Origin of the sequence: Maribacter sp. MMG018, from assembly GCF_018100785.1 — a bacterium.
Taxonomy (GTDB): Bacteria; Bacteroidota; Bacteroidia; order Flavobacteriales; family Flavobacteriaceae; genus Maribacter.
On record NZ_JAGJEC010000002.1, the window covers coordinates 928,574 to 948,785 of the forward strand.

The 20,212-nt window shown below is 37.5% G+C and carries 21 protein-coding genes and 1 tRNA gene; 14 read left to right on the forward strand and 8 right to left on the reverse strand.

Features of this window, described 5'->3' with window-relative positions; all coding sequences use genetic code 11:
• Positions 1-16: 16 nt before the first annotated feature.
• Positions 17-1,174, forward strand: a complete 1,158-nt coding sequence (gene galK / locus J8L85_RS12430) for a galactokinase (protein WP_282103038.1) — start codon at positions 17-19, stop codon at positions 1,172-1,174.
• Positions 1,175-1,247: 73 nt separating this feature from the next.
• Here galK and J8L85_RS12435 read toward each other — a convergent pair whose 3' ends face one another.
• Together J8L85_RS12435 and J8L85_RS12440 are read right to left on the reverse strand one after the other, a co-directional pair.
• Positions 1,248-2,093 (reverse strand): DUF2911 domain-containing protein, encoded by an 846-nt coding sequence (locus tag J8L85_RS12435; RefSeq protein WP_211017677.1) that lies wholly within the window; start codon positions 2,091-2,093, stop codon positions 1,248-1,250.
• 85 nt (positions 2,094-2,178) lie between these two features.
• On the reverse strand, positions 2,179-3,330 hold the full coding sequence (locus J8L85_RS12440; RefSeq protein ID WP_211017679.1) for a T9SS C-terminal target domain-containing protein: 1,152 nt from the start codon (positions 3,328-3,330) through the stop codon (positions 2,179-2,181).
• Positions 3,331-3,530: 200 nt separating this feature from the next.
• Between J8L85_RS12440 and J8L85_RS12445 the strand changes: the two genes are divergently transcribed.
• The 3 genes from J8L85_RS12445 to J8L85_RS12455 are packed head-to-tail and all read left to right on the forward strand — an operon-like array spanning position 3,531 to position 6,035.
• Positions 3,531-4,022, forward strand: coding sequence for an SRPBCC family protein (locus J8L85_RS12445; RefSeq protein ID WP_211017681.1), 492 nt, complete (start codon positions 3,531-3,533; stop codon positions 4,020-4,022).
• 6 nt (positions 4,023-4,028) lie between these two features.
• Positions 4,029-4,718 (forward strand): SDR family oxidoreductase, encoded by a 690-nt coding sequence (locus J8L85_RS12450; RefSeq protein WP_211017682.1) that lies wholly within the window; start codon positions 4,029-4,031, stop codon positions 4,716-4,718.
• A complete protein-coding gene (locus J8L85_RS12455) occupies positions 4,719-6,035 on the forward strand; it encodes a deoxyribodipyrimidine photo-lyase (protein ID WP_211017683.1) in 1,317 nt (438 codons plus the stop codon).
• 2 nt (positions 6,036-6,037) lie between these two features.
• Here the strand turns inward: J8L85_RS12455 and J8L85_RS12460 are convergent, their stop codons facing one another.
• Positions 6,038-7,087 (reverse strand): DUF6340 family protein, encoded by a 1,050-nt coding sequence (locus tag J8L85_RS12460; protein ID WP_211017684.1) that lies wholly within the window; start codon positions 7,085-7,087, stop codon positions 6,038-6,040.
• A 259-nt stretch (positions 7,088-7,346) separates the two neighbouring features.
• On the opposite strand from J8L85_RS12460, the gene J8L85_RS12465 reads away from it, so the two are divergent.
• Positions 7,347-8,774: an amidohydrolase gene (locus J8L85_RS12465; RefSeq protein WP_211017685.1), complete on the forward strand. Its 1,428-nt coding sequence runs from the start codon at positions 7,347-7,349 to the stop codon at positions 8,772-8,774.
• A gap of 89 nt (positions 8,775-8,863) precedes the next feature.
• Positions 8,864-9,307: a VOC family protein gene (locus tag J8L85_RS12470; RefSeq protein WP_211017686.1), complete on the forward strand. Its 444-nt coding sequence runs from the start codon at positions 8,864-8,866 to the stop codon at positions 9,305-9,307.
• 79 nt (positions 9,308-9,386) lie between these two features.
• Here J8L85_RS12470 and murA read toward each other — a convergent pair whose 3' ends face one another.
• The 3 genes from murA to J8L85_RS12485 form a co-directional block, all read right to left on the reverse strand.
• Complete coding sequence (gene murA / locus J8L85_RS12475; RefSeq protein WP_211017687.1) at positions 9,387-10,694, reverse strand: UDP-N-acetylglucosamine 1-carboxyvinyltransferase; 1,308 nt, start codon at positions 10,692-10,694, stop codon at positions 9,387-9,389.
• A 16-nt stretch (positions 10,695-10,710) separates the two neighbouring features.
• Positions 10,711-11,361: a DUF4290 domain-containing protein gene (locus tag J8L85_RS12480; protein WP_047245456.1), complete on the reverse strand. Its 651-nt coding sequence runs from the start codon at positions 11,359-11,361 to the stop codon at positions 10,711-10,713.
• Between the two features lie 84 nt (positions 11,362-11,445).
• Entirely contained in the window at positions 11,446-11,733 is a 288-nt protein-coding gene (locus J8L85_RS12485; RefSeq protein WP_211017688.1) for a DUF493 family protein, read from the reverse strand.
• Positions 11,734-11,824: 91 nt separating this feature from the next.
• On the opposite strand from J8L85_RS12485, the gene J8L85_RS12490 reads away from it, so the two are divergent.
• From J8L85_RS12490 to J8L85_RS12510, 5 genes are all read left to right on the forward strand, one after another.
• Complete coding sequence (locus tag J8L85_RS12490; RefSeq protein WP_211017691.1) at positions 11,825-12,385, forward strand: ATP-binding protein; 561 nt, start codon at positions 11,825-11,827, stop codon at positions 12,383-12,385.
• The gene (locus J8L85_RS12495) at positions 12,386-14,284 is read left to right on the forward strand and encodes a RecQ family ATP-dependent DNA helicase (protein WP_211017693.1); all 1,899 of its coding nucleotides are present in this window, start codon (positions 12,386-12,388) and stop codon (positions 14,282-14,284) included.
• Positions 14,281-15,228 (forward strand): methionyl-tRNA formyltransferase, encoded by a 948-nt coding sequence (gene fmt / locus J8L85_RS12500; RefSeq protein ID WP_211017695.1) that lies wholly within the window; start codon positions 14,281-14,283, stop codon positions 15,226-15,228. Before J8L85_RS12495 ends, fmt begins: the two co-directional genes overlap by 4 nt.
• 178 nt (positions 15,229-15,406) lie before the next feature.
• Complete coding sequence (locus J8L85_RS12505; protein WP_047245461.1) at positions 15,407-15,679, forward strand: HU family DNA-binding protein; 273 nt, start codon at positions 15,407-15,409, stop codon at positions 15,677-15,679.
• A gap of 115 nt (positions 15,680-15,794) precedes the next feature.
• Entirely contained in the window at positions 15,795-16,355 is a 561-nt protein-coding gene (locus J8L85_RS12510; protein ID WP_211017697.1) for a YqgE/AlgH family protein, read from the forward strand.
• Here J8L85_RS12510 and J8L85_RS12515 read toward each other — a convergent pair.
• Entirely contained in the window at positions 16,352-17,197 is an 846-nt protein-coding gene (locus tag J8L85_RS12515; RefSeq protein ID WP_211017699.1) for an aminotransferase class IV, read from the reverse strand. The two genes, J8L85_RS12510 and J8L85_RS12515, sit on opposite strands and share 4 nt — an antisense overlap.
• 52 nt (positions 17,198-17,249) lie before the next feature.
• Positions 17,250-17,633: an START-like domain-containing protein gene (locus J8L85_RS12520; protein ID WP_211017702.1), complete on the reverse strand. Its 384-nt coding sequence runs from the start codon at positions 17,631-17,633 to the stop codon at positions 17,250-17,252.
• Positions 17,634-17,769: 136 nt separating this feature from the next.
• Here J8L85_RS12520 and J8L85_RS12525 point away from each other — a divergent pair.
• The 3 genes from J8L85_RS12525 to J8L85_RS12535 all read left to right on the forward strand — a co-directional run bounded on the left by J8L85_RS12525 (position 17,770) and on the right by J8L85_RS12535 (position 20,166).
• Positions 17,770-17,843 (forward strand) — tRNA-Met (locus tag J8L85_RS12525).
• A 54-nt stretch (positions 17,844-17,897) separates the two neighbouring features.
• Positions 17,898-19,373 (forward strand): site-specific integrase, encoded by a 1,476-nt coding sequence (locus J8L85_RS12530; protein ID WP_211017703.1) that lies wholly within the window; start codon positions 17,898-17,900, stop codon positions 19,371-19,373.
• The gene (locus J8L85_RS12535) at positions 19,366-20,166 is read left to right on the forward strand and encodes a hypothetical protein (protein ID WP_211017704.1); all 801 of its coding nucleotides are present in this window, start codon (positions 19,366-19,368) and stop codon (positions 20,164-20,166) included. Before J8L85_RS12530 ends, J8L85_RS12535 begins: the two co-directional genes overlap by 8 nt.
• The last annotated feature ends 46 nt before the right edge of the window (positions 20,167-20,212 follow it).

Consider the following 20,212-nt stretch of genomic DNA (forward strand, 5'->3'; position numbering starts at 1 on the left):
AATACATCATCCAATTATGGTTCACACTAAAGTTAAAGACTTTTTCATGTCCAAATACGGTAACAGCCCAATAATGGTAAAATCGCCCGGCAGGGTAAATTTAATCGGCGAACATACCGATTATAATATGGGTTTGGTCTTACCTGCTTCTATTGAAAAAGCAATTTATTTTGCCGTTCACAAAAATGATAGTGACCATATTACCGTTGAAACCTTTTTAACGCTACCAGAGCAGATTTCCTTTGACCTAGAAGGAAAACATGAACCTTTTAATGCTTTTTGGGGAAACTATTTTAAGGCCATTATCGAAATATTAATTGAAAAAAAGTACACCCTAAAAGGTTTTGACTGTGTTTTCGGAGGTGATATTCCTATAGGATCTGGGCTTTCGTCTTCAGCCGCCCTTTGTTGTGGGTTTATTTTTGCCTTGTCCAATGCTTTAGACCTATCTATCTCTAGAGAAGAAATAGCGTTGATAGCACAACAGGCAGAACATAAGATTGGTCTTAATTGTGGCCTAATGGACCAATATGCCGTATTATTCGGGAAAAAATCCAATGCTCTCTTTTTAGATTGTAGAGATCTAACCCATAAGTACATTCCCATTAATCTTAATGGATACAGTTGGGTACTGATCAATTCGAATATAAAACACAACCTTGCCGTAGATTCTGAATACAATAAAAGAAGAACATCGTGTGAGCTGGTCTTTTCTAAAGTGGGGGAAACCAAAAATGGGGTCGACTCAATGAGAGATGTTACCTTGGCCGATTTGGAGAACTGTAAACCTACCCTAGATGAAAAGGATTATAAGCGTGCCAAATATGTAATCGAAGAAAACAATAGGGTTTTAAAAATGATTGAATGCCTAGAATCCGGCAATGCCGATGAAACAGGTAAAATACTCCTGCAAGGCCATTGGGCGATGTCAAAAGAATTTGAAATAACCACACCTGAATTAGACTTTTTGGTAAAAACGGGCCAAGAATTGGATGGCTTCATGGGAGCCCGTATGATGGGAGGCGGATTCGGTGGTTGTACCATAAATCTGATCAAAACAGATCATCGAAAAAAGACGGTCGATACAATCATTAATTCGTACAAGGAAGAAACTGGCATTGATGCCGAAGTCTATCATTTACATATTGATGACGGCGTGCATGTAATAGAATAAAGGTATTTATTGACCATTAAAAAAGCCCCATAGCTAGTTGCCATGGGGCTTTTTTATTAATTCGGCTACGTTATTACATAGCTCCCCATTCTTTTAAGGAGTCTTGATTCATCTTAACATAATCGTCATTTCCTTGCTCTTTTGCTTTTACCAAAGATTTTTTCGCAGCTTCGATAGCTCCTTTTTTATCTCCTGCTTTTGCCAAAATAAGGGACTGTTGTCTTAGTTGCCAGTAAGCGGGATTTTCGGTCATAGACATAGCCTTGTCCATCCATTCCTTCGCTTTTTTAATATCTTTCCCTTCGCTAGCGTAATATACCGCGGCAGCATAATAATCACCTGCACTTGGGCCCGATAATATTCTTTCTATATTGCTCATTACCGCTTCATCGGTAGGTACCTCAAAAGGAATGGCTACATAGGTATTCTCCCATATGATTCCGATGTTGGCACCACCAGATTTTAAGTCGTCTATTGTAATGGTAAATGTCTCTACAGGCATATCCATAGAATATACCGGTACAGAAGCCTTGGCAACAACCTTATTTTCATCCCAGTTCTTAGGGGTTCCTCCACCATCTATATCGGTATAAAAGAAGACTTCCCAATTCTTTTCACCAGGTTTGGAGAAAATAGAATACGTACCTGCCTTTACTTTACTACCGGCAATGGTAACATCTGTATCAAAAGAAATTTTGGTATAGGCATTGGCACCGGTTCTCCACAACTTACCGAAAGGAACCAAATCGCCATATACTTTTCTACCCCTCATTGAAGGACGGGAGTAATCAATGGTAACATTTGTTAATCCTACCATTTGTGTAATTGTTGAAGCCGGACTCGGGGCCGGGGTATTTATCTGCGCTTCTAACGATAAAGAAGCGACTACCGCTAATAAAAAAAGTATTACTTTGTTCATATTTAATTAGTTTTTAGTGTTCTAGCAAAACTAAATATAAACATAAGCGTCAAATGTTAACAAAATACTAAATAAAATATAGGAGTCAATACACGACAAAGGGAACAGAAACTACGCGAGTATTTAGGTAAACGGTAAAATAGTAGATATTAAAAGAAGGAAAAATTTTAGAGATCGATCCTTTGTTCATCAACTCCCCATATGACTGGAGAAGCCTTCCGGAACAATCAAAAATTGAAATTCCCTCAATGTTATCCTTTGTTTTAATTTCATATATAAACTCATCAGTTGCTTGGTCTTTATATATAATCACATGTTCTTCGGCTTTGTAATTCTCCTGTTCCCCTGGTTCTAAATCGGTTGGTTCGGAAAGCGATGTTTTTAAAAAATCGACCTTGAACACTCTTGCTTCTGAAGTAATGGATGGTGATTGTCTAGAAAAATATTCAGATGTTATAAAAAGTTTATTGTCAGATATTTTTGTAATTCCCTCCGTTTGCACAAAAGAAAGGCCCAAATCTATTTCACTTTCTGGATTATTAAATATTTCAGATAGGGTAACCTCTGTATATTTTAATAAAAAAGGGGTGAGAATACTTGAATATCCCAACAAATAAAGTTCGTTCGATTGATTATCGTAAGTAGCATCCGTTACAAGTCCGATATCGTTCAGCGTACCTATGGCCGATGCTATATGATCGCCAGGTACATTGGGTATCGCATAAGCGACCGTACCGTTAGATTGCCACTGTTTTGTAAATATTACCAACTGTCCACCTATAGAAACCAGAGCTTCGGCATCCCAATTAGAATCGCCATTGTCATTAAAATCCTCTTGCCCTTCATACGCAAAATTGATATTTTCCGCAGAAACGGTATCCGACTCCAAATACGTTTCTTTCGCTATTCTGTATACGGCCAGATTCTTGCGCGTACCGTTATTGTTTCCTATATCACCAATGTAAATATAATTGTCGTCTTGGGTAAGAGCTTCCCAGTCGTTATTCTCAACGTTTATGATGCTCACTTCCCTTACAATTTCTAACGATAGTGTGTCAAGCTCATACAAAATAGCTCCATTGCCCGAATCGTTATGTGTCACCAACCGGTCGTTAAAAAATATTAGACCAGAAGATTCATCAATAGCATCCGGCAAGGCACCTACTTCTGTAACCGTCTGTTGTGCCACTAACAACAAAGTGTGCAAAAATAAAAGTATCGCAATTAAAACCTTCATAATCAATATATAACGAAAGAAGGAAATTTACAAAATCAATTCTACCCTCACGAATATTACACCGTATTTACTATACGAGACCGTTTTAATCGACCAAGTAATGGTTTAAAGCGAACAATCATCTTCTTTTTTAATTATTGTTTAACTATTTATATTATTTATTAAACAAAATTGGTTCTATATTTGCTAAAACCCGGTAAATGAAACTATATCGCTTACATTCAAAACAACTATTACCAATTTCTATAGACGAAGCATGGAATTTTTTATCGGACCCCAACAACTTGCGTACGATAACACCACAAAATATGTCGTTCACCATTACATCGGGGAATGAACTACCAATGTATTCGGGGCAAATAGTACAATATATCGTAAAACCATTTCCTTGGTACACCACCAAATGGGTAACCGAAATTACCCACCTTAAAGAAGGTGAATATTTTGTGGATGAACAACGCTTTGGACCTTATGCACTATGGCACCATAAACATTTTATAAAAAAAATAGAAGGTGGAGTGGAAATGAAGGATGTAATAGATTATAAAATTCCCTTTGGAATTCTCGGGCGTCTCGCAAATTATATCATCGTAAGAAAACAGCTCCATCGTATTTTTAATTACAGAGCTGAAAAATTGATTCAATTGTTCGGTTCCATAGATGGTCATAAACATGAACTGCAAATAAAATAGAAGTAGATGAAAAACATATTATTAATAGGTGGGTCATATGGCATTGGAGCTTCTATAGTAGCTCAGTTACAAGAAACCAATAAATTGTTCGTAGCATCGAGAACAATGCCCGCCACCTCTCATCATAACGTCACACATTTGCCCTTTGATGTCAGCAAAGACGAATTGGACAAAGATTTACTTCCCGGTCTATTGGATGGTTTTATATACTGCCCCGGGAGTATTAATCTTAAACCTTTTAAAAGAATGGATATCGAAGCTTTTCAAAAAGATATGCATATTAATTTTTTTGGTCTGGTGAACATAGTCAAAACTGTTATTTCGCAGATGTCCTCAGAATCGTCTATGGTATTTTTTAGTACCGTTGCCGTAGATAACGGAATGCCCTTTCACACAAGTATAGCTGCTGCAAAAGGGGCCATAGAAGGATTTTCAAAATCTTTGGCAGCCGAATATGCTCCTAAAATAAGAGTAAATATAATAGCGCCTTCCTTGATAAATACTCCCTTGGCGGGCAGATTATTGAACAATGAAAAGAAAAAAGAATCTATGGGGAGCAAGCATCCATTGAAGCGTGTCGGCAAAGCGGAAGATATAGCCAACGCCGCCGTTTTTTTATTGAGCGACAAAAGTTCTTGGATCACGGGGCAGGTAATTAATATAGACGGTGGTCTATCTACTTTAAATTTAAACTAAATGTCCAAAAAAAAGGTTTCCATATTCTGGTTTCGCCGTGATTTAAGAGTTGACGACAATGTAGGCCTGTTAGCGGCATTAAAAGAAGAGTGCAATGTATTGCCCATTTTTATTTTTGATACGGACATACTTTCCAAATTACCAAAAAATGATGCGCGTGTAACTTTCATATTCGACCTTGTTCAACAACTACGTGCTAAACTAGAAAAAGAAAATGGCACATCACTTGCAATTTTTAAAGGAAAACCCATAACTATTTTTAAAGATTTGCTCCACACATATGATATAAAGACAGTTTTTACCAATCGCGATTATGAACCATACGCTAAAGAAAGGGATGGGGAAATAGAACAGTTTTTGCATGAACAAGGTATCGTTTTCAAAACCTTTAAAGATCAAGTAATCTTTGAAAAATCAGATATCTTAAAGCAAGATGGCACCCCTTATGTGGTATATACCCCCTATAAAAACAAGTGGAAAGAGAATTTTAGTCCCGATAAACATTTAACCGATCACGACGCTACCCATTATTTTCATAATCTTATAAAAAACACCAAGCTACCCAATCTTACGTTGAAAAGCCTAGGTTTTGTCAAATCGAATATTTCTGTTCAAGACTATGTGGTAACACCTAGTCTGATAGACAATTATGAGAATACCAGAAACTATCCAGCCATAAAAGACGGCACTTCTAAACTTGGACCTCATTTACGTTTTGGCACAGTTTCCATTCGGAAAATAATTAAAAAAGCCATTTCCGAGGATAACCAGACTTTTTTGAGTGAACTCATCTGGAGAGAATTTTTTATGCAAATTCTATGGCATTTTCCACATACAAAAAATGAGTCTTTTAAACCGAAATATGACCGTATAGAATGGCGGAACAACGAGGATGAATTTGAAAAATGGAAAAATGGGCAAACGGGTTATGCCTTGGTAGATGCCGGTATGCGAGAGCTAAATGCTACCGGTTATATGCACAATAGAGTGCGCATGTTGACTGCCAGCTTTTTATGTAAACACCTATTGATAGATTGGCGATGGGGCGAAACTTATTTTGCCGAAAAACTGTTAGATTATGAAATGAGCTCTAATGTCGGTAACTGGCAATGGGCAGCGGGTAGCGGAGTCGATGCCGCACCATATTTTCGGATTTTTAACCCAATGACCCAAGTCGATAAATTCGATAAACAAAAAGAGTATATAAATAAATGGGTTCCAGAGTTACAAGAACTTAGTTACCCAAATAAAATGGTAGATCATAAAGAAGCCCGTGAGCGTTGTTTAAATACATATAAAAGCGCTTTGAACAACTAAATTTATTTGGCCAATTGTTGGTTTAGAACCTGTTGATCACCAATTCTTCTTTTTAAGATATTTATGTATTTTAAAGCAATAGGATTGTTGTAATCCGTATACGAGGTAGAGGCCATTTCCATTGCCTTTTCTAGGTTTCCATTAATTTCGTTGATAATGGCCATGTTGTAATAAGCTCTTCCGGCAACTTTGGCCTTCGGATTGTTCAGTTCTTTCTCCCATAGTTCGGCGGCTCCGTTCCAATCTCCTGCCCTAGCCCTACGCATGGCGACCACAAAATTATCGGTTCCCCTTACAAAGTAATCACGAGAAACCCTTCTGCTCAATGGCTTTACATTAAGGCCGTAGTTATTGCCCAGGTCACTGCTGATCTGCATTACCCCTTCTTTTCTACCAACTACCGCTTCAAGAGCCCTTACAGGGTTAATACCTTCTCCCGTAGAGGTTACATAATTCTTTGAGGTATATTCATCCAGAATTCTTTTACCTACAGGATCATAGATACGCCATCCATTTTTTACAACGGTATTCAATGTAATCCTGTGCCCCGGCACCTTTATTTTAACCCCTAGACCATTAGGTACGGTTACTTCGGTCATTTGATAATCTGCATTGGTATCGGTATCATAATAAGCTAAGGAAAAAAGAACATCGACATCATTCTCTTTACAAATTTTCTCTACGGTATCCCAAGGCAGTGCCGCAGGAAATACTGCAAGTCCTTTACGATGGTCTTCACTTGTCTCGATCAACTTTATACTTTCAAAACGATTGTTTCTACTTAATTCGTCGAAAAGTCCGGTTACCGCATATTCAGCTCCCTCTTTATCAAAATTCAAACCTTCTAAAGACAATATTTTATCTATTTCGTCTATAGCCTTATTGTTTTCTGAAGGCAAGCTCCTATTTACAATACCAATTTTGGTTATGTCGGAGGCCAAGGGTATTTGGGCAGGTTCTACTACTCCCATCGTCAACCTATTGGTAGAACTACAAGAAAACATTGTAAATAGTACAACACAAGAGCAAATCAATGTTACTGGACCTTTCATATCTTCGTTTAAATAAATCGTTTGTATATAACGCAAAAAACAATAGAAAAGTATCGTTTTATGATGTACTAAAAAATTACGGTTCTATTACACAATCTGTATTGACCACTTTGTGCAACAATAGAAGATTTATAATCAGCACGTTCAAGGCTTCATTTAGACAATGAAAACAGTTATATTTACTATACTTTCTTGGTCTTATCTATTGTGTAAGACAGGTCAAGAAATTAAATAAACTAACACCAAACTTTATTTCAAAATGAAAAAACATTTAATTCTATTCCTGACCTTGTTTTGTATGGTCACGGGATTCGGGCAAAAATTGAGCAAGAACAAAAAAGCGATCATTCAATCTGTAGAAAACCACAAAGAAGAACTCATTAAAATAAGTGATTCTATATGGGCATTGGCAGAATTGGCTTTTGAAGAAAAGGAGTCTTCTAGAATATTGGCGGATTATGCCGAAAAAAATGGCTTAAAGGTTACTAGGGGAGTTGCCGATATTCCTACGGCTTTCACAGCTACTTATGGATCCGGAAAACCCGTTATCAGTATTTTGGGCGAGTTTGATGCCCTACCGGGTATCTCACAACAGGCCACACCGGAAAAAAATCCTTTAAAAGAGGGTGCAGCGGGTCATGGTTGCGGTCATAATATGTTCGGCACCTCAAGTTTAGGTGCCGCTATAGCCATTAAAGAATTAATGGAGGCCGGTAAGATCAAGGGGACCGTAAAATTTTTGGGTACACCGGCAGAGGAAAAATACTTTGCAAAAGTATGGATGGTGAAGGCAGGACTTTGGGACGATGTTGATGTAAACGTAAGTTGGCACCCTTCTGCGGGCATAGAGGCCGATGTTCAGAGCGGGTTGTCTTTAGTCGATTTTATTGTAGAATTCTATGGTCAGGCCGCCCACGCCTCGGCGGATCCCTGGAACGGTCGTAGCGCTTCAGATGCGCTGGAACTGTACACTACCGGTATAAATTATTATAGAGAGCACATACTTCCTACTTCTAGGATCCATTATCATATTCAAGATGGTGGACAGGTTGTGAATGTTGTACCTGATTACGCTAAACTATGGGTAAGGGTAAGAGACCCTAAAAGATCTAAAATGCTACCTACCTATGAGCGTGTAAAGGCAATGGCAGAGGGAGCGGCAATAATGGCCAATGTTGATTATAAAATATCGTTGGTCTCCGGAATTTATGAAACCTTGGTAAACAGAGCTGGTGGCGAAATTATGCAGGCCAATCTTGAACTTTTAGGACCTATTACCTACACCGAAGAAGAACAGGCTTTTGGTAAGGCCATTCAAAAAGCGACGGGCAAACCGGAAGTAGGAATGGACAGTAACATCTATCCTTTAAAGGAAACCGAGAAAAATCCGGGCGGAGGATCTACCGATGTGGGCGATGTGAGCTGGAACGTGCCCAACATTAATTTAGGTGTTACCGTGGCCCCCAAGGGCACACCTTGGCATTCGTGGGCCGTAGTAGCCTGTGGAGGAATGTCTATCGGGCACAAAGGCATGGTCTATGCTGCCAAGGCAATGGGAATGACGATGCTGGATTTGTTCGAAAACCCAAAAATGGTAGAAAAAGTAAAAGAGGAATTTAAGACCCGAAAAGGCAATGAAGTGTACGAACCTATGATCGATGGCCCTCCACCATTAAATGGTAAGTAAACTATATTTTATAAAAAAGAAGCTGCCTTATAAAGGCAGCTTCTTTCATTTTTAAGTATCTTGAGAAAGATAAAAACACAATGTTTACCATGAAAAAAGTTATAGCCCTATCATTTCTCCTTTACGGATGTTTTGCATCTGCACAATCTTATGATTTTACCTATGACCACTATTCGCTTATTGTAAAGGATTTAGAAAAAGTAGGCGCATTTTATGAAAAAGTATTGAATTTAGAGGAAATTCCGCATCCTTCTGCCCCGACTGGATTCAAATGGTTTCGTATTCAAGGAAACTCACAACTTCACCTGATCGGAAAAGACAGTGTGGCATTAAAGCATAGTAAAAGTGTCCATTTATGTCTATCTACCCAAAAACTGGACGATCTGGTAGCCTCTTTAAAACAAAACAACATTACCTTTTGGGATTGGCCCGGAAAAGAAAATGCTATAACCTTACGAGCCGATGGTGTACGGCAAATATACCTTAAAGACCCCGAAAACAATTGGGTAGAAATTAACGATGCCCCTCACTAAGAGGGTCAGATATTTAAATCAGATGTTTTCTTTACGGAACTACACAGTAGAGAGAACATCTACAATTTAGTTATAGAATTTATACCCTTGTTATCTTGGCCCCTATGGCCCTTAGACGTTCATCTATGTTTTCATAACCACGATCTATCTGTTCTATGTTATGTATAGTAGAAGTGCCTTTGGCCGATAAAGCAGCTATAAGCAATGATACACCTGCCCTAATATCTGGAGACGTCATTGTGGTCGCTTTTAAAGTAGATTTAAAATCATGTCCAATAACGGTAGCTCTATGGGGATCGCAAAGAATAACCTTTGCCCCCATATCCAATAATTTATCCACAAAGAACAAGCGGCTTTCGAACATTTTTTGATGTATCAAGACTTCTCCCCTTGCCTGTGTTGCCACCACCAAAATAATACTTAACAAATCTGGTGTCAACCCTGGCCATGGAGCATCTGCAATAGTCAAAATAGAACCATCTATATAATTCTGTATCTCATAACCATCTGTATGGGCAGGAATATAAATATCATCCTCTTTACGTTCCAAGGTAATACCCAGTTTATTAAAAACCGTAGGTATTTGCCCAAGATCGTCCCAACTAACATTTTTAATGGTCAGTTCACTTTTTGTCATGGCAGCAAGACCTATCCAGCTACCTATCTCTATCATATCGGGCAACATTCTATGCTCGGTACCACCTAACTTTTCAACTCCATCTATAACCAAAAGATTAGAACCTACACCAGAGATTTTGGCCCCCATGCGGTTCAACATCTTACATAACTGTTGTAAATAGGGTTCGCAAGCTGCATTATAGATAGTGGTCTGCCCCTCTGCCAATACCGCAGCCATTATTATATTTGCGGTACCGGTAACAGAAGCCTCGTCCAACAGCATATAGGTACCCTTCAATTTTTTGGCCTCTACACCATAAAAATATTCTTCCCGATTGTAACGGAATTTAGCACCTAGTTTTATAAACCCTTCAAAGTGGGTGTCTAAACGTCTTCTTCCAATTTTATCACCTCCGGGCTTGGGAATATATCCTTTTCCAAAACGGGCCAATAACGGACCTACCAACATAATAGATCCCCTTAGGCCCCTACCATCTTGTTTAAATTGATCAGACTGCAAATAATCCATATTTACATCATCTGCCTTAAAAGTATACGAGCCTTTGCCTTTTTTCTGGATCTTTACTCCAAGATCCTCTAAAAGGGATATTAGTTTATTTACATCTACTATGTCTGGAATATTGTGTATGGTAACCTCTTCAGGTGTTAACAACACAGCACATAAAATTTGTAAAGCTTCGTTTTTTGCCCCTTGTGGCGTTATTTCACCAGATAGTGAATGACCACCTTCGATTTTAAATGTTCCCATCTATAGGAGTGGAAATTTAGTAGCGTTTTTTACCGCGATTATTGTTTCGATTCTTTTTACCAGAATTTGACCTAGGTGATTTAGCGACCCTGTTTTTCAAAAACTGTCCACTATCGGTTAAATTTTCACCTTTTGCAGCCAAATCTATTTCACCATTACTAAGTTCGTACAAATGGTTAAAAATAGCTTTGTCATCCACCACATCTTTGTTCCAATTAAGGTAACATTTTTTCATGTGATTGGCAATGGCATACTCTAGCCCAGATCTTTTATCCCCTTTTTCCCATTTTACCGCAACATCGATCATTCTTTTGATATTGTTACCGTAAAAACGGTACTTAGGAAAATTTTGAGGGTATTCTAAAGGCTCTGGGCGTTTGCGCAGCATTTCTTTAGAGGTAATCGGAAATGGGGATTCCACATCCAATTTAAAATCCGACATGATAAACAATTGGTCCCAAAGTTTATGTTGAAAATCTGGAACATCACGCAAATGGGGCTGTAAGTTGCCCATTACGCTTATAATCGATTTTGCTACTTTATTTCTTTCTACAGGGTCTTCTATCGATACCGCATAATCTACCATTTTCTGAAAATGCCTACCATATTCAGGTATAATTAATTGAGGACGCTCTGTATTGTATTCGAGGTGTTCTACTAAATCCAAATTGGAAAATTTAACTTAAAAAATGTTTGAAGAAGTATTCTTATAACGACCGCAAAATAATAAAATTATAGGTGATATACTATTTTAAAGCGATATTACACCTTCTATGGCCCCTACTTCCTTGTATTTTATGATTACTTCGTCCGGGTTTTTAAGGTTTACGGTAATGGAAACACTGGTATATTTTCCTTTTTTAGATTTTTTCAACTCTATGACCGCTCCCGTATTATCGAATATTCTATGTATTTTTTGAATCTTCTCTGTATCGGAAAGTACAATAAACTTATACAGGTAGTCGGAAGGCCATTTACTGGTCTCTGTCAATTGCTCCTTCAGCTTGGCATAAAACTCATCAGAATTTTTCTCTGTCATTATATAAGATTTTATACAAATATACGGGTAAATACCAAGTTTTTTAATACCCTTCAATTCCGTATTTTTGTATCCCTAAAACCACATTTTTTTGGACTTTAAAAGGATTGTAATCACGGGAGCTCCCGGAACAGGAAAGACTTCTGTCATAAAATCATTGGAGAACTCAGGGTATTTCTGCTTTCATGAAATTATCAGAACCATGACTCTTGAGGCTATCGAGAACGAGGAGACCGATGCTTTGCAGAACAACCCCATAGACTTTGTTAGCGATGCCGCCTCTTTTAACCAAAAACTATTAAAAGGTAGACTGGAGCAGTTTAAACAGGCGTCAGAAATAAAAAAGGACATTGTTTTTTACGATCGTGGGGTACCCGATGTGCTGGCCTATATGGACTATTTTGACCAATCGTACGGCGACGACTTTGTGAATATATGCCAAACCAACCGTTATAATAAAGTATTTCTGCTACCGCCATGGAAAGAAATATACAAACAGGACAATGAGAGGTTAGAAAGTTACTCTCAAGCCGTTGACCTACATGAACACTTAGAAAAAACATACAGTTCATTTGGGTACGAAATAATAGAAGTACCATTCGGCACCGTAGAAGAACGGTTGAAATATATTCTTAACAACACCCAAACCTAAGTGAATATTGAAGCGCAAAAAATTCTTAGAAAGTATTGGGGCCACCCTCATTTTAGGGATTCGCAAGAAACCATCATAGAAGCTGCCCTGAATGGGCAAGACGTACTGGGACTCTTACCCACTGGCGGGGGTAAATCTATCTGTTTTCAGGTACCCGCAATGATGCAAGAAGGCATCTGTATTGTAATATCCCCTTTGATTGCGCTGATTCAAAACCAGGTTTCCTCATTAAAGAATATGGGCATTAAGGCAATCGGACTAACGGGAGGTCTAAGCTTTGAGGACATAAACAACCTCTTAGATAATTGTATCTATGGCAATTATAAGTTTTTATACTTATCCCCAGAACGTTTGCAACAAGAAATTGTTCAGGATAGGATCCGCCAAATGAACGTAAATCTTTTTGTCGTAGACGAGGCCCACTGTATTTCACAATGGGGGCACGATTTTAGACCAGCCTATTTAAAATGTGAAATTATCAGGGAGCTTCATCCAGAAATTCCCATTATGGCACTTACCGCAACGGCCACTACAAAAGTTGCCAAAGACATAATCAATTCACTGCGACTTCAAGACCCATTGGTAAAAAGGGATTCTTTTTCTCGAAAGAACATCGCTTTTAAGGTAGACAAGAACGAGGATAAAAATTACCGGCTAATACAATATTGTAAGGCGTTAAAAAAAAGTGCCATCGTTTATGTCAGAACCAGAAGAACAACAGAAGAACTCAACAGATACCTATCTGCACATGGCATCTCTTCCGCTTTTTACCATGGGGGCCTAACAGAAAAGAACAAAAAATCGACATTGGCCAAATGGCTGAACAATGAAGTAAGGGTCATGGTTGCGACCAACGCCTTTGGCATGGGAATAGATAAGGCCGATGTGGAACTGGTGGTGCATTATCAAATACCCGATTGTATAGAAAACTATTACCAAGAGGCTGGCAGGGCCGGAAGAAATGGCGAAGCCGCACAAGCTATAGTATTGACCAATAAAGCCGACCAAGAACAGGTAAAGAGACAGTTTTTAAGTGTACTGCCAGACGTGGCTTTTGTGAAACTTGTGTACAACAAATTGAATAACTTCTTTCAAATCGCCTATGGCGAAGGAAGCGATACCAAGTACCAATTAAATTTTAATGAGTTTTGCTCGGTCTACAAACTAAATGCGATGCTTACCTATAATGCATTAAAAATACTGGACCAAAATTCTGTAATCGCACTATCGGAGTCTTTCGCCAGAAAATCTAGTATCCAGTTTATCATCAGTAAAGATGTATTGCTGGATTATATGAACAATAATAGGTCGGTACGTGATTGTGTAAAACTAATATTAAGAACGTATGGGGGTATTTTTGAGTTCGAAACCAAAATAAACACCTTTTCCTTGGCCAAAAAATTGAATCTGCCGGAGAAAGCAGTTATAGAAAATTTGGAAGTTTTGGCCACCGATGGCATTATAGACTATAAAGCATCTCACAGCGATCTAGAAGTTACATTTTTAATGGCCAGGGAAGATGACCATACCATAAATAGGTTCGCCAACATTATAAAGGAACAAAACCTATTAAAAAAATATCAGGTACAGCAAATGCTTTCTTATATAAATACCGATACCGTTTGCAGAAGTAGGCAACTATTACTTTATTTTGGGGAAAAGCAAACAACGGCATGCGGAAAGTGTGATGTATGTTTAGCAAAAAACGAAGACCTATCCAGCACAGACGGTTTAAAAATAATGGTAAAGACACTTTTGGCCACTGGTGGGCTTTCATCTAGAGACCTGCAACAACAACTTGACTGTTCGCCCAATATGCTTATGCATGTATTAAAGGAATTACTGGAGGAAGGAGAAATAATGCTCAACTCCAAAAATGAATATGAAATTACATTATGAAAGATTTACGAATCGTATTTATGGGTACGCCCGATTTTGCCGTTGGAATATTAGATGCGCTAATTACCAACGACTATAATATTGTAGGGGTCATCACGGCACCCGACCGGCCAGCCGGAAGAGGAAGAAAATTAAACGAGTCTGCCGTTAAGAAGTATGCCATTGAAAAACAATTGAAAGTACTACAACCTACCAACTTAAAAAACGAGGAGTTTTTAAACGAGTTGGCCGATCTTAAAGCCAACCTACAGGTAGTAGTGGCCTTTAGAATGTTGCCAAAAGAGGTATGGCAGATGCCTGAATATGGCACCTTTAACCTTCATGCCTCATTATTGCCAGAGTACAGGGGAGCCGCCCCAATAAATTGGGCCATTATAAATGGAGAGACAAAAACCGGGGTTACCACCTTTTTTATAGATGAAAAAATAGATACCGGAGCCATTATACAGCAAAAGGAAACAGATATATTACCAGATGAGGATGCTGGCTCCTTACACGACAAGTTAATGTTATTGGGTTCTGATTTGGTATTGTCTACGCTCGAACGTATCAAAAAAGGGAATTTTGAGACCACGGTTCAAAAAAATGCGACCGATCTTAAATTGGCCTATAAAATTCACAGAGATACGTGCAAGATAGATTGGAATGCCGACCAAGAAGATATTTACAACCTTATTAGGGGATTAAGCCCCTACCCTGCCGCCTGGACGGTATTGCACAACGGAGAAGAAGAACTAATCGTTAAAATATATAAGGTATCAATAGAAGAAGCCGAACATTCGTTCAACAATGGCGCACTCATTAAAACAAAGAACGAATTAAAAGTTGCCGTCAAAGGCGGTCTCATAAACTTAAAGGAAATACAACTACAGGGAAAAAGAAAAATGGCAATAAAAGATGTTTTGAACGGTCTTAAGCTAGACGAAAACGCATATCTACGCTAAAGCCCCGTGCTTATTGGCCTAACAGAAAACGTAAAAAAACCCCTACTTTATTAACAAACCCCTTGAGTTATCAACAAAATAAGGGATTTAGAGCCGTTTTACTTGCGTTGGTCGTAAATCCATATAAATTTGCTTTTAGGTTTAAAATTATTTTAACAACAATTAATTTAATCACATTATGAACAAAACAGAATTGATTGATGCAATGGCAGCAGATGCAGGCATCACAAAAGCAGCAGCTAAAAAGTCATTGGAATCTTTCTTGGCAAATGTTGAAGGTTCTCTTAAAAAAGGAAATAGAGTTTCTTTAGTAGGTTTCGGATCTTGGTCTGTAACTAGAAGAAACGCAAGAGAAGGAAGAAATCCATCTACTGGAAAAACTATTCCAATTCCAGCAAAAAATGTTGTTAAGTTTAAAGCAGGAGCTGACTTAAGCAGTGCTGTAAACTAATCTTACAATTATATGTTGATATAAAGGCGCTTGTAAAAAGCGCCTTTTTTATTTTTGTTTTTTTGAATATTAATAAGAATTGTCTTATTTTTAGGTAGTTTGATATACAAAAACAATGGTTCAACTAAAACCAAATAAAGGAAAATTATTAATTGCGGAACCCTCTTTAACAGGAGATGTTTCCTTCAACAGGTCTGTTGTTCTTTTGGCCGAACATAACGAAGAGGGTTCGGTCGGGTTTATTTTAAATAAGCCTTTAGAATACCTTATAAACGATTTAGTAACAGAGATTACCATTCCGTTTCGAGTATATAACGGTGGCCCTGTAGAGCAAGACAATCTATACTTTATTCACAAAGTACCACATCTTATAGATGACAGTATAGAAATATCGGACGGCATCTATTGGGGCGGAAATTTTGAAAAAACCGTCGCCTTGATCAACCAAAAAGTTATCTCCGAAGACGATATTCGCTTTTTTCTGGGCTACTCTGGATGGTCGTCCCTACAATTAAACGAAGAACTATCCTCTAAATCATGGATCGTGGTGGACAACGAGTACCAAAGCCAGATCATTAAAAAGTCTTTGGGCACTCTATGGAAAGAAAAAATGATGGAATTGGGAGGCGATTACCTTATATGGTCAAATGCCCCCGAAAATCCCAATCTCAACTAAGCAGTAATTCTTGCCACAGCATTTAATTTACCCACCAAATTTTTGGCTACGTTATTATTAAATACCTTTTTGCGGTATTTGGTAACCGGTATGATACCCTGAATAGTGTTAGTTAAGAAAATTTCGTCCGATTTTTGAAGTTCAAATGGCGAAATACTTTCTTCCAAGAAATTATAATCCTCGTTCTTTTCAAGAATACCAATCAATTTCTTTCTTACGATACCATTTAAGCACCCTTCTTTTAACGAAGGCGTTTTTATCGTGTTTCCCTTCACAACAAAAATATTACCGTTTAAAGCCTCTACAACCTGTTTTTGTTGGTTTAGAAGTAGACAGTTATCATAATCGTTCTCATTGGCAAAAACACTACCCACAACATTCAATATCTTGTTATTGGTCTTAAGATTGGAAAGCATATCCGGATTCACAAAAAAGTCTTTGAACAACTCTATTTCATACGGTTGGTCATTTATCGTATAAAACGGATTCTCTAGTTCTTTGGCCTCTATAAGGTATGATATATCGTTGCTTTTGGGCAGATAAAGCCCTCCATCGTTTCTAAAAACGGTAAAACGTATCCTTTGGGCATTGCCAAGCTTATTGGCCTCGACGGTTTTCTTTATTTCTTCCTCAAAAAACTCCATGGTAAAATGCATAGGTATTTCCATTCTCAAAATGCGCATAGAGGACATTAACCTTAAATAATGCTCTTCTAAAAAATAAATATGACCATTAACCACCCTAATGGCCTCAAAAAGGGAATCTCCATAACGTAGTCCCCTATTGTTTTGATTTAAGAACTTATGTTCATCCTCATACAGATACCCGTTAAAATTTACCATAAAAAAAGCCTTAAAAAATTAAGGCTCAAAGATACTGTATAATATAGAAAATCTATGATGAACCCAATACCTGTTTTAGGTCGGATATTTGATTTTCCCAAAGCATTTTTGCTTCATCCACTTCATCCTCTTCAGCAAAGTCGGTTATAAACAACGATACGTCTTTCGTTATTTCATCTACGATTATTTTCATCTCAAAATAGGTATCGTCATCATTCTCGTCCCAAGAAAACCTAACGAATTCATCCGTTTTTCGTTTCAACAACTTGGCTTCTTCCTCTACCCCATCCCAAATAAAAATATATTTCTCACCTCTAGAATTAACATTATCGGCAAACCATTCGGAAAGACCTGAAGGTGTAATCAGGTATTGATATAACAACTGTGGTGAGGATTGTATAACGTATTCTATTTCAAACTTTATTTTGTCGCTCATTCTGTACTTCTTTATATTGCCCAATATATATATTTCTAAATGATAAAAAAATAAAAGGCGATTATAATTTTTTCATCAACTATTGTTGAAGAAGAAGAAATTTACCTTTATATTTGCAGCCGCTAAAAATTATCACGGCGAGGTAGCTCAGCTGGTTAGAGCGTCGGATTCATAACCCGGAGGCCGAGGGTTCAAGTCCCTCTCTCGCTACATAGTCCACAGGACTCAAAATCAACGGTTTGTGTACGCACAAACCGTTTTTTTATGTCTTTTATTTCATTAATTTTACCTGCCGTATACGATAAAGTATACAGTTTGAACATGAAATTAAACTATTCCGGACCTAAATTTTACACAGGTGGCGTTAACATCAAGGAGTGGTCTAAGCTTACCAGACAACAACAAAAGGATGCTCTTGCCAAGGATTGGTATGTGTATTTTTCTTATCGAGACCCAAAAACAAAAACACTTGTAAGACAAACTGCGATCAAAGCAGGAGTAAATCGGTTTAAAACCAAACGAGAACGTCTTACATTTATGAAAGTCGTTAAAAGGTCTCTTATAAAATATTTAGAACTGGGTTTTGTTCCCAAGGAAGACAACAACCAAATTTTATCAAAAATCAGTGGTTCTAAGGGGGTGTCGGAAAAACTCACTAAAGTTGAGTTCAAGGAGGAAAAAACCACACAAAAAACAGTAAAAAAGACAAAAACATTATTGTCACCCCCTACGACACCCCCTTCAACACCCCATACACCACCACCTCCAACACCACTTACAGCACCCCCTACCCCTACATCTCCTATATTGGAAGAAAAGTACATGACAATCAAAGAGGCTTTCGATTTTGCGCTAAAAATCAAAAAAAGAACACTAAGCCCCAATTCTTATTCCGGTTACCTAAATCCGACCAGACAATTCCAAAAATGGTTGGAAGAAAATAAAATCTACGACATAAGGGCCATCCAAAAGAAAACGGTCGTCAAATATCTGAATACGGTATTAGAACGTACATCGGCCAGAACCCGTAACAATGCAAGAACCACCCTTAGTGCCATTTTCTCCACATTGGAGGACAACGAGATCATAGAGGACAATTTTATTCTTAAGATCAATATACTTCCCACTAAACCTGAAAGAAACAAAACCTTGACCCCCACACAGGAATCTCAACTAGAAACATTTATGAGTGAGAATGATCCTCTGCTCCTATCTTTTATACAGTTTGTTTCTTATTGTTTTTTAAGACCTGTAGAAGTATGCCGCCTAAGAATCAAGGATATTGATGTAGCCGACAAAAAACTATATGTAAAAGCTAAGAACAAAAAGGTAAAGATTAAGATTATACCCGAGATTTTAATCGACTTGTTACCAGATCTTTCCGATTTCAACCCAGATCATTTTCTGTTTACTCCTTATGGAATGGGTGGTAAGTGGAACATTCCGGAAAGGGATAAAAGAAATTATTTTTCTAGGAGGTTTAAAAAAGTAAAAGACCATTTTAAACTAGGAAAAGAATATGGTCTGTACAGTTATAGGCATACCTATATCACAAAATTATACAGAGAAATGAGAAAAGAACTAACCCCAAACGAGACGAAAAGTAAATTGTTGGGAATAACAGGACATACCACTATTGAAGCGTTGGAAAAATATTTAAGGGATATAGATGCCGAACTTCCTGCCGATTATTCAGGGTTTCTTCAACCATCCATAACCAATAACACTCAAAATGACTAAAAAAGGAAAAGATTACTTTGGGTATTTAAAAGGAGTAAAACTCAATAGTCTTTCAATAGAAGAAAAAATGGACCTTTTTGTTTCCAGAAAATTGTTTACTTCCAAAAAGGTCCTAAGTCTTACCCTTAAGAAACCCCTAAACCTTTCAGATTCGAGTCTTTATAAGACTGAACAAGAACCACTTAAGAATTTGCTCGATTCATATTATACTTATGTATCAAAAGTCTATCAAGAACATATAGACAATACCATCATTGATTTTTTTCATATGTTCAACAATCAAATTTATGGGCTAAAAAACAAACAAGCTAAAGCAATTGCCAGGCTCTACTATATCAATATCATAAACAACAAAAACACTCCTAATATTGAGGTTGAAAAAATGTTTAAAAATGAAAATGGTATTCCTGAAGTGGACATGATGCCCAAATTGGAATTATATTATGATTATCAAGAATCATATAAATACAGATTGATAAAGGAATTCCCAAAAGGATTAGATGAATATCTGATGGGAAATTCTAATTACTTTACAACTAAGTTAATTGACAACACCCCAATTTTAAAGGAGGTAGCCCAATTTGAAGGAAAGTTCAAAATCTTACTAAGTTTAAACGACAAGTATCGATTTGAAAAAATAGCAGCTCCCCAAAAAGTAGAAGTAGAACTGCCCTCGAAAACTAAACCATGTATTCCACGATCAAAAAACAACGAACGTATTGATTACCCAATTCCTACGGAAGAAGAAATGGATGAATACATACTTAAACATGTTTTTAGTAAAAAAGGGTAATTTAAAAAGTATTGTAATCACCAAGAGTGTCGATTTCAGAACAACT